The organism is Komagataeibacter melaceti (assembly GCF_003403295.1).
Taxonomy (GTDB): Bacteria; Pseudomonadota; Alphaproteobacteria; order Acetobacterales; family Acetobacteraceae; genus Komagataeibacter; species Komagataeibacter melaceti.
This window is the reverse complement of record NZ_QUWV01000070.1, coordinates 56,273-69,129: the sequence shown is the minus strand read 5'-3', so window position 1 is coordinate 69,129 and position 12,857 is coordinate 56,273. Positions and strand designations below refer to the sequence as shown.

General features: G+C 62.4%; 11 protein-coding genes. 5 read left to right on the top strand and 6 right to left on the bottom strand.

The window, feature by feature from the left end:
- Positions 1–25 precede the first annotated feature (25 nt).
- Together DY926_RS09060 and DY926_RS09055 are read right to left on the bottom strand one after the other, a co-directional pair.
- Positions 26–1,078, bottom strand: coding sequence for an alpha-E domain-containing protein (locus DY926_RS09060; protein ID WP_116703066.1), 1,053 nt, complete (start codon positions 1,076–1,078; stop codon positions 26–28).
- A complete protein-coding gene (locus DY926_RS09055) occupies positions 1,060–2,526 on the bottom strand; it encodes a circularly permuted type 2 ATP-grasp protein (protein WP_116703065.1) in 1,467 nt (488 codons plus the stop codon). The genes DY926_RS09060 and DY926_RS09055 overlap by 19 nt, the downstream gene beginning before the upstream one ends.
- Positions 2,527–2,812: 286 nt before the next feature.
- Between DY926_RS09055 and DY926_RS09050 the strand changes: the two genes are divergently transcribed.
- Together DY926_RS09050 and DY926_RS09045 are read left to right on the top strand one after the other, a co-directional pair.
- Complete coding sequence (locus tag DY926_RS09050; protein WP_116703064.1) at positions 2,813–3,730, top strand: transglutaminase family protein; 918 nt, start codon at positions 2,813–2,815, stop codon at positions 3,728–3,730.
- On the top strand, positions 3,727–4,788 hold the full coding sequence (locus tag DY926_RS09045; RefSeq protein WP_116703063.1) for a zinc-binding metallopeptidase family protein: 1,062 nt from the start codon (positions 3,727–3,729) through the stop codon (positions 4,786–4,788). Before DY926_RS09050 ends, DY926_RS09045 begins: the two co-directional genes overlap by 4 nt.
- Before the next feature lie 15 nt (positions 4,789–4,803).
- Here DY926_RS09045 and DY926_RS09040 read toward each other — a convergent pair whose 3' ends face one another.
- A complete protein-coding gene (locus DY926_RS09040; RefSeq protein WP_116703062.1) occupies positions 4,804–5,760 on the bottom strand; it encodes a LysR substrate-binding domain-containing protein in 957 nt (318 codons plus the stop codon).
- A gap of 106 nt (positions 5,761–5,866) precedes the next feature.
- On the opposite strand from DY926_RS09040, the gene DY926_RS09035 reads away from it, so the two are divergent.
- From DY926_RS09035 to DY926_RS09025, 3 genes are read left to right on the top strand one after another with little or no spacing between them, the layout of a single operon-like run.
- A complete protein-coding gene (locus DY926_RS09035; protein ID WP_116703061.1) occupies positions 5,867–6,610 on the top strand; it encodes a (Fe-S)-binding protein in 744 nt (247 codons plus the stop codon).
- A complete protein-coding gene (locus DY926_RS09030; protein WP_116703060.1) occupies positions 6,607–8,016 on the top strand; it encodes a lactate utilization protein B in 1,410 nt (469 codons plus the stop codon). The genes DY926_RS09035 and DY926_RS09030 overlap by 4 nt, the downstream gene beginning before the upstream one ends.
- The gene (locus DY926_RS09025; protein ID WP_116703059.1) at positions 8,013–8,597 is read left to right on the top strand and encodes a LutC/YkgG family protein; all 585 of its coding nucleotides are present in this window, start codon (positions 8,013–8,015) and stop codon (positions 8,595–8,597) included. The genes DY926_RS09030 and DY926_RS09025 overlap by 4 nt, the downstream gene beginning before the upstream one ends.
- Positions 8,598–8,644: 47 nt before the next feature.
- Here DY926_RS09025 and DY926_RS09020 read toward each other — a convergent pair whose 3' ends face one another.
- The 3 genes from DY926_RS09020 to DY926_RS09010 form a co-directional block, all read right to left on the bottom strand.
- On the bottom strand, positions 8,645–8,914 hold the full coding sequence (locus DY926_RS09020) for an HU family DNA-binding protein (protein ID WP_010514654.1): 270 nt from the start codon (positions 8,912–8,914) through the stop codon (positions 8,645–8,647).
- 299 nt (positions 8,915–9,213) lie between these two features.
- Positions 9,214–10,650, bottom strand: a complete 1,437-nt coding sequence (locus DY926_RS09015) for a hypothetical protein (RefSeq protein WP_116703058.1) — start codon at positions 10,648–10,650, stop codon at positions 9,214–9,216.
- A 141-nt stretch (positions 10,651–10,791) separates the two neighbouring features.
- Positions 10,792–12,852, bottom strand: coding sequence for an NAD(+) synthase (locus DY926_RS09010; protein WP_116703057.1), 2,061 nt, complete (start codon positions 12,850–12,852; stop codon positions 10,792–10,794).
- Between the last annotated feature and the right edge of the window lie 5 nt (positions 12,853–12,857).

The window sequence follows — 12,857 nt, the reverse complement described above, 5'->3', positions numbered from 1 at the left end:
ACGGCAGCGGGCGGCGCGATAGCTGTCAGTTCTGGACCTGCGCCATGCCATCGGCGGCGGAGGAAACCGACACGACAGGCGGCCAGAAGGCCTGGGCAATCTCGTTCTGGATCTGGCGCAGTTCGCGCTGTATCCAGTCCATGTATTCATGCAGCCCGCGCAGGATGATGTCCTCCACCGTCTGTTCGGCCAGCGTGACCCGCAGTTCCTCCACCCGTTCAAGAATCGGCCCGCAATGGCGCAGCCGGTGTTCCCCCGCCAGCGCCCCCAGCGCGCTGTAAACATTGCACAGGCTGTTGGACAGCGAACGCGGGAAACCGTTGTTCTTGAGCAGGAAGCCCACGATATTGGCGGGCGTCATGCCATCGGGCAGCACGCGGCGGAAGGCATGATAGGCGGCGGCCGACCGCAGCACCGATGTCCACTGGCTCATGTCGATGTCGGACCCCACCCCCGCACCGCTGGGCAGGAGGGTATGGTATTTTATGTCGATCAGCCGGGTGATCTGGTCCGCGCGTTCCAGATTCTTGCCAAGACTGTAGAACAGCCAGCCCTGATCGCGGTACAGCGTGCCTTCGGTAATGCCGAAATGGGTCTGGCAGTCCTGCTTGAGCCGGGTGCATAGCGGGGAAAGATAACCCGCCCCCACATCGCCCGGCCCCAGTTCGATCACCCAGCGGGTAAAGACATTCAGGTGCATCCACATCTCGGTCGAGATGAGGGGGCGCAGCACGCGGGCGTTTTCACGCGCGCAGCGGGCAAGGGAGAGGATGGAATCGGGATTTCCTTCCTCGGTAATATAAAAGGTGACGACCGCCTGCTCGGTCGCGGCCTTGTGGTGGCGGAAGAAAAAGGCCGCATCCGCGTTGATGTGGATGATGCTGTCCCAGCCCGCATCCACGCTGCCCGCCCGCACGGAAGACCCCGTGACCTCGATCAGCCGGGCCATGTTCTCGATGCGCTCCATGTAGCGCGCCAGCCACATCATGTTCTCGGCGTAACGCGAAAGCAGATTGCGCAACCCCGGCAGCAGCGGGGCGGGAAAGACCGAAACCTGTGTCATGATGCCAGCACCCATGTATCCTTTGACCCGCCCCCCTGCGAGGAATTGACCACCAGCGACCCCTTGCGCAGCGCCACGCGCGACAGGCCGCCAGGCAGCACCCATGTATCGCGCCCCGTCACGGCAAAGGGCCGCAGGTCAACATGCCGCGCCTCCACCCCGGCCGGGCACAGGGTGGGCGATACCGACAAGCTGATGACCGGCTGGCTTATGTAATTGGCCGGATCGGCCCGCAGCCGGGCACGGAAATCATCCAGTTCGGCCTGTGTGGCGTGCGGGCCGATCAGCAGGCCATAGCCACCGGATTCCCCCACCGGCTTGACCACAAGCTTTTCCAGGTTGGCCAGCGTGTATTCCAGCCCCTCGCGCTCGGCGCAGATATGGGTCTCCACATTGGTCAGGATCGGTTCCTCATCCAGATAATAGCGGATGATGCGCGGCATATAGGCATAGACCGCCTTGTCATCCGCCACGCCGGTCCCGATCGCGTTGGCCAGCGTCACGTTCCCACGCCGGTAGGCATCCACCAGCCCCGGCACGCCCAGCAGGCTGTCCGGGTTGAAGACCTGTGGATCAAGAAAATCATCATTGAGGCGGCGATAGATGGAATGGACCGGGCGCGGCCCGGCCACGGTGCGCATGTAAACGCGCCCGTCCTCCACCAGCAGGTCACGCCCCTCCACCAGCGGGATGCCCATTTCACGCGCCAGGAACACATGCTCGAAATAGGCGGCGTTATAAATGCCGGGGGAGAGCAGGACGACCTGCGGGTCCGCCACCCCTGCGGGCGCGACCTCCACCAGCGCGCGGTGCAGGCGCGGGCCGTATTCATCCACCGGGCGGATATCAAGCCCCGTGGCCAGATCGGGCATGAGGCGCAGCATCATCTGCCGGTCCTCCAGCACGTATGATACGCCCGATGGGGTGCGCGCATTATCTTCAAGCACCAGAAAGCGCCCGTCGCGGTCACGCACGAGGTCGGTGCCGTTGATATGGACATAAACCCCGCCCGGCACATCCAGCCCGACCATGGCCTGACAGTAATTGGCGTTGCCCAGCACCAGTGAGGCGGGCACCACGTTGTCACGCAGGATGTGGCGATCGTGGTAGATGTCGTGCAGGAACATATTGATCGCGCGCACGCGCTGCTGCACGCCGCGATCCACATGGTCCCATTCAGCCGCGGTCAGCACGCGGGGGATCACATCGAAAGGCAGGACGCGGTCGATGGCCTCACGGTCGGAATAGACGGTAAAGGTAATGCCCAGGCGGTAGAACTGGGCCTCCACCGCGGCGGCGCGGCGGCGCAGTTCCGCCAGGCCGAAACGCGACAGCCGGTCACGCACCGTCTGCAGGCCGGCAGGTGGCTGGTCCTTGCGGTTAAGCAGTTCACAGAAGAAATCCGGAATGTCATACGTCGCGAACAGCCCGGCCGCCTGTGCCGCCATTTTCGTATCACTCATGCCCTACCCCCGTTGGACTGGAGATGGGTCAGGCGCGAAGGAATCATGTCCACCCACCTGTCGTTTCATTTCACTTCCCGCTAGCGGAGCAAGAAAATCGCTTCTTGCCAAGAACGAATATGCATTCATTTCCCTTTCGCGCGCAGATACCCGAAAAATACGATATTGCCGCCCTCGCCAATCCTGATAGCGTGGGTGAAGCATCCATAACCGCGTCCAGCCTTACCCATCGCCGGATCACGATGGCGGGCATGCGGAACCGTTTTCCGAGGCTGAGAGTGAGTATATGAACGCGCATGTCATGCTGGTCCATCATACACGGTACCGATACGACCGGCCTGTTCATCTCGGCCCACAAACGATCCGGCTGCACCCCACGCCCGGCTGCCCCAACGTACGCGGCCACTCACTGGACATCACCCCCGATCCACATGTCCGCACATGGGGGGAGGACAGGTTCGGCAACCGCATCGCGCGCGTCAGCTTTCCCGAGCGGGTGACCCATTTCGACATCACCGTACGCCTGACCACCGACCAGACCCCGGTGGACCCGTTCCGCTTCACCATCGCGCCCGCCGCACGGAACTGGCCCGCACAGGGCGCAGGGGGCAACCCGGCACTTGCGGCCTACATGCAGGCAACGCCACCTGCCACAACCACCACGCCGACCCCGCTGCTGGATGAGATCACCGCGCAATGGCGCGCCCGCCTGCCCTGCCCGACGCTGGAACTGCTGGTGGCGCTGACGCGTGACATCGCCGCGCGCATCACCTACCGCATCCGGCTGGAAGCAGGCGTATGGTCACCGGAGCAGACACTGCGCAATGGCGCGGGATCGTGCCGTGACAGCGCATGGCTGCTGATCGCCATACTGCGCAGGCTCGGCTTTGCCGCGCGCTTTGTCTCGGGCTACCTGTTCCAGCCCGAACGCGACGCCCCGGAGCGGATGGGCTGCGAACTGCATGCGTGGACACAGGTGCATGTGCCCGGCGCGGGCTGGATCGGGCTGGATACGACATCGGGCCTGCTGGCCGCGCAGGGGCACATCCCGCTGGCGGTTGCCGTGACACCGCATGAGGCAGCCCCCGTCAGCGGGCTGCTGGACAAATGCGTCGCCACCTTTGAAGCCGTGATGGAAACAATTCCCCTTCCCGGCCTTACTCACACACCCTTACGCCAGCAACGGTCGATCCTGTCCTCATGAAGCTGTTTTTCTGCCAGTCATGCCAGCAGGTGCTGTTTTTTGAAAACACGGCGTGCGAACGCTGCGGCATGACTCTGGGCTACCTGCCCGAACGGACCACGCTTTCCGCGCTGGAAGCCATGGGGGAAGGGTTGTGGCGCCCCATGGCCGCGCCGGACAGCCCGCGCGTGATGTGCGCCAATAACGCCCATAGCGCGTGTAACTGGCTGACGGAGCCGGGGCAGACCTTCTGCGTGGCGTGCAGTTTCAACCGCACCATTCCCAACCTGTCGGTACCGGGCAACATCGCGCGGTGGCAGAAGCTGGAAGTCGCCAAGCACCGCCTGTTCTACACGCTGCTGCGCCTCGGCCTGCCGCTGCGCAACCGGCGGCAGGACCCCGAAAACGGGCTGGCCTTCGATTTTCTGGACAGCCACCCCGACGGCACGCCCGCCATGACCGGCCACATGAACGGCATCATCACCATTGCCCTGAACGAGGCCGATGACGCCCAGCGTGAACAGATGCGGCTGGAAATGGGCGAGTATTACCGCACCCTGCTGGGCCATTTCCGCCATGAGATCGGGCATTATTACTGGAACGTACTGATCCGTGACGCCAGCCCCGACCGGCTGGCCGCCTGCCGCGAGATCTTTGGCGATGACCGGCGCGATTACGCCGCCGCCCTGAAGGAACATTACGAAAAGCCCCCCAGCCCCGCATGGCGTGGCCGGTATGTCAGCCAGTACGCAACGTCCCACCCGTGGGAGGACTTTGCCGAGACATGGGCCCATTACCTGCACATCATCTCCACGCTGGAGACCGCATGGGCCTATGGCATGTCCATCAACGCGGCGGGCGCCCATGCCCCGCCGCTACGGGCGGATGTGTGCAAGGACCCCTATACCGAAATGTCGTTCGACGAGATCACGCAGGGCTGGCTGCCGCTGACCTATGCCGCCAACAGCCTGAACCGCTCCATGGGCCTGCCGGATTTCTATCCCTTCGTCCTGACACCGGAAATCCTGCGCAAGCTGTCCTTCATCCACGACCTGATCCACGCCAGCCGCGTGGCCTGACACCGCCCCGCGCCGTCACGCCCCGGCCTGACCGGCTTCCATGTCCGGCAGGCCCGGCGTGAGGGTAACGGTGCTGTCACGCATGTCCCGGCAGCACGCACGCAGGGTGGAGATGAAGTTGCTCAGCAACGGCACATGCTGCCCCCCGCGCATGGCGATGGCCAGTTCCGCGCGGGGCGCCTTGGCCCCGAGTGAATGATAGGTCACGCCACCGGAATGGATCTGGTGCAGCGAGCGCGGCACGACCGATACCCCCAGCCCGGCGGCGACCAGCGGCACGGTCGATGCGATCTGCGGCGCCTGCTGGCCCATGCGGGGCGTGAAACCGGCATTGTGGCAGGCGGACAGAATGGCGTCATGAAAGCCCGGCCCCAGTTCACGCGGGAAGATGATGAATGGCTCATCCGCCAGCATTTCCAGTTCCAGGTTGGGGTGAATGGCCAGCGGGTGCCCCTTGGGCAGGGCGACGACCGTTTCCTCCTCCAGCAGGGGGGAGACCAGCAGCCCCGCACCATCGGGCACCGGAGGGCGGACGATGGCGATGTCTATGGCGCGGTCATGCAGCGCCTTGCACAGTGCAGGGGTATTGCTTTCCTCAAGGTAGATGGTGACATCGGGCCATGCCTCGCGGAAGCGCCGCACGGTCAGCGGGATCATGGGCAGCAGCGAGACCGCGCCCGCAAGCCCCACGCGGATATGCCCCTTCTCACCCCGCGCCAGCCCCTGCGCGGTGGAAAGGAACTGCTGCTGCATGCCCAGAAGCGCGCGTGCCTGGTCCAGCAGCACCAGCCCGATATCGGTCAGCCTGACCCCACGGGTCAGCCGCTGGAACAGCAAGACGCCCAGCTCGTTCTCGAGCTGCTTGATCTGCTGGCTCAGCGGCGGCTGTTCCATGCCAAGCTGTTCCGCCGCACGGGTAAAGCTGCCATTCTCGGCTACAGCCACGAAATATCGTAAATGCCTTAAATCCATCTTTCATATAAATTATATATGGAAATCACCTTCAATATATATTTGACGAAATAACGTGCCATGCGCCACGTTTCGCGCCAATCGTGCTGAGTATGGGTGTCCCCTGATGAAAATTGGCCTGTTCATTCCGTGTTATATCGACGCGTTCTACCCCGAGGCTGGTATCGCCACGCTGGAACTGCTGGAGAAACTGGGACAGGATGTCGAATATCCGCTGGACCAGACCTGCTGCGGGCAGCCAATGGGCAATTCCGGCTGCAATTCGGACGCCGCCGCGGCGGAAGCACTGTTCGTGCGCAACTTCGCGCGATTCGACAAGATCGTCATGCCCTCCGGCAGTTGCACGCATCATGTGCGCGATAATTTCGATGCGATCCCGCAGACCGATGAAGTCCGCCATGTGCGTGAAAACACCTTTGAACTGGTCGAGTTCCTGCACGACATCCTGAAGGTCGAGGCCTTTCCGTGGGCGGAGTTCAACCACACCGTCGGCCTGCACAACAGTTGCGGCACCCTGCGCGCCCTGCGCACGGCCAGCATGTCGGAACTGGGGGAAAAGCCGTTCTCCAAGCCGATGGACCTGCTGAAAAAGGTGAAGGGCATCCGCTTCGTAACCCCCAAGCGGCCTGATGAATGCTGTGGTTTTGGCGGCACCTTCTCGGTCACGGAAGAAGCGATCTCCGCCCGCATGGGGGTGGACAAGGTGCGTGACCACCACGATGCGGGGGCGGAATATATCGTCTCGGCTGACTCGTCATGCATGATGCACCAGCAGGGCTGCGCGGAACGCGCAGGCGTGCCCATCCGCTTCATCCATATTGCGCAGATCCTTAACGGAGCAGCACAATGAGCAACAGACCCGTCAACCATGCCCGGGCGGCCGAGCATTTTCTGGAAGACGCCCCCCACCTCAAGTTCCATGACGAACGCCTGTGGGACATGCGCCAGAAGCGCGACGCCCAGATGCACATGCTGCCCGAATGGCAGGAACTGCGTGAGGAAGCGTCGCGCATCAAGGAACACACCCTCGCACAACTGCCGGAATATCTTGAGCAGTTCGAGGAGAACGCGAAGAAAAACGGCATCCATGTACACTGGGCGCGTGACGGGGCGGAACACAACCGCATCGTGGGCGACATCCTGAAGGCACATGGCGCACGCAGCCTGATCAAGAGCAAGTCCATGGTCACGGAAGAATGTGACATGCGGCCCTATCTTGAAAAACAGGGTGTCACCGTAACCGAAACCGACCTGGGTGAACGCATCCAGCAGCTTGATGACCAGTTGCCCAGCCACATCGTGGTGCCCGCCGTTCACAAGCTGACATCGGACGTGGCCAAGATCTTCGCCAAGGATTACCACACCGACCCCAACATCCGTGACCCGCACCTGCTGGCCGAAGCCCAGCGCCAGGCGGCGCGGCCCGTGATCCTGCATGCCGATGCGGGCATGACCGGCGGCAACTTCGTGGTGGCGGAAACCGGCACGTTCGTGGTCTGCACCAATGAAGGCAATGCCGACCTGAGTGCGACGGTGCCCAACCTGCATATCGCCACCATCGGCATCGAACGCCTGGTGCCGCGCATGGCCGATCTGGGCGTGTTCATCCGCCTGCTGTCACGCAGCGCGCTGGGTTCGCCCATCACGCAGTACACCACCCATTTCCGTGGCCCGCAGGATGGGGGCGAAATGCATGTGGTGCTGGTGGATAACGGCCGCTCGCACCGTCTGGGCATGGATGATTTCTGGACATCGCTCAAATGCATCCGCTGTGGCGCGTGCATGAACACCTGCCCGGTGTACCGCCGCTCGGGCGGGCTGTCCTATGGCGCGGTCTATTCCGGGCCGATCGGGGCGATCATTGATCCCACCTTCAATGAACGCAAATACAGCACGCTTCCCTTCGCCTCGACACTGAACGGAAGCTGCACCAATGTCTGCCCGGTCAAGATCGACATTCATGAACAGCTGTACAAATGGCGGCGCGTGCTGGTGCAGCACCGTGAAATACCGTTTGTAAAGCGTGAGATCATGTACATGGCGGGCAAGCTCATGGGCCAGCCCAAGATGTACCGCGCCGCACTGCGCGCGACCGAAACGTCGCTTGAAAGCCTGCCGCGCTTTGCGCTGTACAACTGGCTGAACCCGTGGGGCAAGCACCGCGAACTGCCGCACCCGATCAAACAGACATTTCACGACTGGTACAAGAAGAACCGCGCCACACCCGCGGCCACCGCACCGGAGAGCGGAAAATGAGCGCACGCGACACCATACTGCAGGCCCTGCGGGCCAACCGCCCCACACCGCAGAACCACCCCCTGCCCCCCGTCGCGACACTGGGGGATCTGGATGCAAGCCGGGAGCGCTTCATCACCAACCTGAAAATACTGGGCGGTGACGTGCTGGAGCCGGTGGAGGGCGAAACACTGGACCAGGCGATCCTGCGCCGCCACCCGGATGCAAAGGTCATCTGCTCCAACGTGCCCGAAGCCAAGGGCACACTGCCGGTGGAGCGCATCAAGACCCCGCAGGACGCCGCGACGGTGGATGTGGCCGTGGTGCGCGCGGCGTTCGGCATTGCGGAAATGGGATCGATCTTCCTGAGCGAAGCCCAGCTTCCCATCAATTCCTTTGCGCATCTGGCGCAGCATATCGTGGTGCTGCTCTCGACCGGGGAACTGACTGCCAACATGCACACCACCTACCAGACGCGCCCGGAATTCAAGTCCGCGCGTTATGGCGTGCTGATGAGCGGCCCCTCCGCCACGGCGGATATTCAGGGCGTGCTGATCCGTGGCGCACAGGGCGTGCGCTCACTTTCCGTCTGGTTTACCTGATCGGGACGGCCTGCCATTTCTTGACCGAAATGGCAGAGCCGCCTTTATCAGACGGCTTTTTTCAGGTTCGGGCTGGCCTTGAAGCGTACGGTCTTGCCCGCCTTGACCTTGACCGGCTCACCCGTGCGGGGGTTAAGCGCCTTGCGGGCCTTGGTTTTCTTGACAGTGAATGTTCCGAATGACGGCAGGGTGAAGCCACCCTCGCGCTTGAGTTCCTTGACAATCGCCGCAATCAGGTCAGACGCTGCCTGATTGGCCGCAACGCCCGTGCAATCGATTGAATCCTGTATGACAGCGGCAATAAAGGCCTTGCTCATCGGAACAGCCTGCTCCTCTCTGGCTAAAAATGAATTCTGTCCTGACCTGATCCCGTCTCGGTCGGGACCATCATCATCCACCCGGCTGGACGGTCGCGGCTTGTAACCTGCCGGGGGATGTTAGGCCAGCAATTTTTTGTTATCACATGTAAATTCATATTGATCTGATCAGCAAGAAGCGGATTCCTTCCATAAAAGGAAGGAATACACTGGCACCGTGTCAGGTAATGGGTAATTTATATCGTTTCCGTATCGTTATTCAACGGAAAATCATGACACCGGGAGACAATATTCCCCGGTCAGACCTTGAAATTCTGGGCCTTCAGGTCCGTCACGCCAACAAAGGTAAGCCGCGTGCTGTCCTCAAGGCTGATGGTCGTGCTGCCACCCGCAATGGTGGCGTGGTCGAGCATGGACTGGATGGATGCCGGAGTCGTATCGTAACCGGACAGTTTTATGACATTGCCGGACGCACCGGCAAAATCCTGAATGATGTCGGTGCCGCCCGCCTGCCCCTTGATAAAATCGAATTCCGTGCCGGCATGCCCCGCCGTAAGCACGTCATTGCCCGATCCGGCCTGAAGCATGGCCTGACCGTTCCCGCCGATCAGCGTATCATTGCCGCTACCGGCGATCAGCCGCAGCGTGCCGCCTGACAGGCCACCATCAAGGGTTTCATTGCCGCTACCCGCATGGAAGGTCATGCTACCGCTGCCATGCGCCGCAAGGTCCAGCCCGGCGGTGCCGAATATGGTGGCGTTGGTGCCGCTGACTGTATCGGACACACCGTTACTGCCGCCAATGAATGTAAGTGTGCCGGGCACGCTGACCTGAATGACGCTGCTGTCCAGCCCGTCAACCTGCGTGGACATGCTGGCGGAAATCGTATCGTTGCTGCCACCACTTACGGACAGCGCGCCATCGGCCGTGATGGAACTGTCACTGACCGAATCCACACTCAGCCTGCCATGGCCGGAAATGACATCGTTCTGGCCACCCTGTACCGTATTTATGGTCTGCTTTGTGTATTCACCTTCAAAAAAACCACCATCGTCATAGGTTGTTATGGTGTCGTTACTCTCATTGCTGACCACAACACCATCAATGACCTCTATGGACGAACCACCACCATTGAAGGCGGATGCCGTGGCGCCGGGCGTGGTCCAGTCCCCGCTGACCGTGGGCGTGCCCGCATAACCGTAAACCGTGTCCGACCCGCCCATGGTGTGGACGAGGTCATTTCCCGTACCACTGACAAAAACCGTGTTGCCGCCAGCGGCATAATAATTCACATCGCCCGAACCGGCATTGAACTCCACCGTGCCAAGGTTGCCATCCATAATATTGACGGCCCTGTCCCCGCCATTGAGCGAGATGCCCTGGTTCAGCGGCGTTGACGTAGTACTGCCGATATCAATGGCCGATACGCCGCCCTGCGTGGTGAAAGTCCCGCCACCCGTGATCTCCTGCACCCCATCCGCGCCAGCAGCCGTGCGCAGGGCGCCATCAATCATTGCCACACCAGCAACACGGGCGGCTTCCGCATCGGATGTCACGCCCCCCGCCACGGATACCGCATCGACCCGCATGCTGGCGTCGCTTACGTCCATGACGTTGGAAAGCACCTGCAGGGCAGCCTGCTCACCGGCCTGCTGCAGACCCTGTATGATCTGGCTGCTGTCCTGGTTAATGCCCAGCGTAAGCCCGGTGGCCCCGGTTACGGTCACGTACCCCATACATTCCGTTCCTTTTCCTACGGAAGCAGGCCATATCCGTACGACCGTGCCACCGATGACCCGCCATCCGTTCCCTGTGGGAAACCGGAAGAAGCATCATTCAGGACCGATTTTGTACTGTATTTATTAAAAAAGTCGGAATCAGTTCAGGGGCACACGCATTTCGAGTTCTTCCAGCCAGATACGTGCATTTCCATCCGACGGCGCGCGCCAGTCGCCACGCGGTGACAGCGCGCCACCCGCCACGACCTTCGGCCCGTTGGGCATGGCGGAGCGCTTGAACTGGCTGAACCCGAAAAACCGCCGGAGGAAGACCGCCAGCCAGTGACGGATCTCACCCAGCGTATAAGCCCGCCTGCCCTGCTGCGGGAAACCCGGCGGCCACTGCCCGCGCTGCGCATCACCCCATGCATGCAGCGCCATGAACGCGATCTTTGACGGGCGGAAGCCGTAGCGCAGCACATGGAACAGGGTAAAATCTTGCAGGGCATAGGGGCCGATCATGGCCTCGGTACTCTGCACTTCCTGCCCTGCCGTGGCAGGCACCAGTTCGGGCGAGATTTCGGTGGCAAGGATCGCCTCCAGCACCGTGCAGGTCCGCGCCTTTTCCTGCCCGTTGGCCATGACCCAGCGGATCAGGTGCTGGATCAGGGTTTTGGGGAGGCCGGAATTGACATTGTAATGCGCCATCTGGTCACCCACGCCATAGGTGCACCACCCCAGCGCCAGTTCGGACAGGTCGCCCGTGCCAATCACGATCCCGCCGGACTGGTTGGCCAGGCGGAACAGGTAATCGGTGCGCAGGCCCGCCTGCACGTTTTCAAACGTGACATCATACACCGCCTCCCCCCGGCCGAAGGGGTGGCCCATCTGCTCCAGCATCAGCCGGGCGGTAGGGCGTATGTCAATTTCATGGGCCTGTATGCCAAGGGCGGCCATGAGTTCATGGGCATTGCCATGGGTGTCGCTGCTGGTGCCGAAACCGGGCATGGTGTAGCCCAGCACGGCCTGCCGCCCCAGCCCGCTTTCATCCGCCGCGCGCGCGGCGACCAGCAGGGCATGGGTGGAATCCAGCCCCCCCGATACCCCGATCACCATGGTTTTTGCCCCCGACGCCACCAGCCGCCGCTTCAGCGCCGTGACCTGTATGGTAAAGGCCTCGTAACAGTCCTGATCGAGCAGCGCCGGGTCACTGGGCACGAACGGAAAACGGGGAATGGCGCGGCGCAGGCCGATATTTGCGGCAGGCGGCGTGACCTGAAACGGGATGCTGCGCCATTCCCGTGCTGCAGCATGGGCGCGATTGTTGGCGAAGGTGCCCATGCGCAGGCGTTCCTGACGCAGCAGGTCCAGGTCGATATCGGCCATGACCGATACCGGGCCGGTGGGAAAACGCGTGCTTTCCGCCAGCGTCGCACCATTTTCAAAAATCGAGGCCTGCCCGTCCCACGCGACATCGGTGGTGGATTCGCCTTCCCCCGCCGCCGCGTACAGATAGGCGCAGATACACCGTGCCGAATGGGACTGGCACAGCAGCGTGCGGGTGCGCGCCTTGCCAACCGTGATGTTGCTGGCGGAAAGGTTGGCAATGACCGTGGCCCCGGCAAGTGCCGCCTCTATGCCCGGCGGCTGGGGCACCCACATGTCCTCACAGATCTCGGCGGCGACCACCAGCCCCGCAACACCACTGGCATGGAACAGCAGGTCGGTGCCGAAGGGCACGTCCTGGCCGCCTATGCCGATATGCGCGCCACGCAGCCCGGCCCCGGCCGTGAACTGTCGTGCCTCATAGAACTCGCGGTAATTGGGCAGGTAGGATTTGGGGATGACACCCAGTATCCGCCCGTCATGCAGGGCGATGGCGCAGTTGTACAGCGCATTTCCATGCACCAGCGGCGCGCCCACCAGCACCAGCGGCAGCAGGCCCGCCGTCTGGCGCGCAAGCCAGCCGAGCGCATCATGCACCCGCTCAAGCAGCACGTCCTGCTGGCGCAGGTCCTCGATCGCGTAGCCGGACAGCCCGAGTTCAGGGAAGACGGCCACCACCGCGCCGTCATCATGGCATGCGCGGATGCTCTCATGCGTGCGCCGGGCGTTTTCCATCGGGTCGGCCATCGCCACGGGCAGCGTGCAGGCCGCCACACGGGCGAATCCGTGTTGGTACAGCCCATGAAATCCGGTTGTGCCACTGCCTGCTGTCATGCCTT

Excerpts from the sequence above, each read along its gene's own strand:
- DY926_RS09060 (WP_116703066.1), bottom strand. The coding sequence starts at position 1,078 with ATGGGTGCTGGCATCATGACACAGGTTTCGGTCTTTCCCGCCCCGCTG.
- DY926_RS09055 (WP_116703065.1), bottom strand. The coding sequence starts at position 2,526 with ATGAGTGATACGAAAATGGCGGCACAGGCGGCCGGGCTGTTCGCGACG.
- DY926_RS09050 (WP_116703064.1), top strand. The coding sequence starts at position 2,813 with ATGAACGCGCATGTCATGCTGGTCCATCATACACGGTACCGATACGAC.
- DY926_RS09045 (WP_116703063.1), top strand. The coding sequence starts at position 3,727 with ATGAAGCTGTTTTTCTGCCAGTCATGCCAGCAGGTGCTGTTTTTTGAA.
- DY926_RS09040 (WP_116703062.1), bottom strand. The coding sequence starts at position 5,760 with ATGGATTTAAGGCATTTACGATATTTCGTGGCTGTAGCCGAGAATGGC.
- DY926_RS09035 (WP_116703061.1), top strand. The coding sequence starts at position 5,867 with ATGAAAATTGGCCTGTTCATTCCGTGTTATATCGACGCGTTCTACCCC.
- DY926_RS09030 (WP_116703060.1), top strand. The coding sequence starts at position 6,607 with ATGAGCAACAGACCCGTCAACCATGCCCGGGCGGCCGAGCATTTTCTG.
- DY926_RS09025 (WP_116703059.1), top strand. The coding sequence starts at position 8,013 with ATGAGCGCACGCGACACCATACTGCAGGCCCTGCGGGCCAACCGCCCC.
- DY926_RS09020 (WP_010514654.1), bottom strand. The coding sequence starts at position 8,914 with ATGAGCAAGGCCTTTATTGCCGCTGTCATACAGGATTCAATCGATTGC.
- DY926_RS09015 (WP_116703058.1), bottom strand. The coding sequence starts at position 10,650 with ATGGGGTACGTGACCGTAACCGGGGCCACCGGGCTTACGCTGGGCATT.
- DY926_RS09010 (WP_116703057.1), bottom strand. The coding sequence starts at position 12,852 with ATGACAGCAGGCAGTGGCACAACCGGATTTCATGGGCTGTACCAACAC.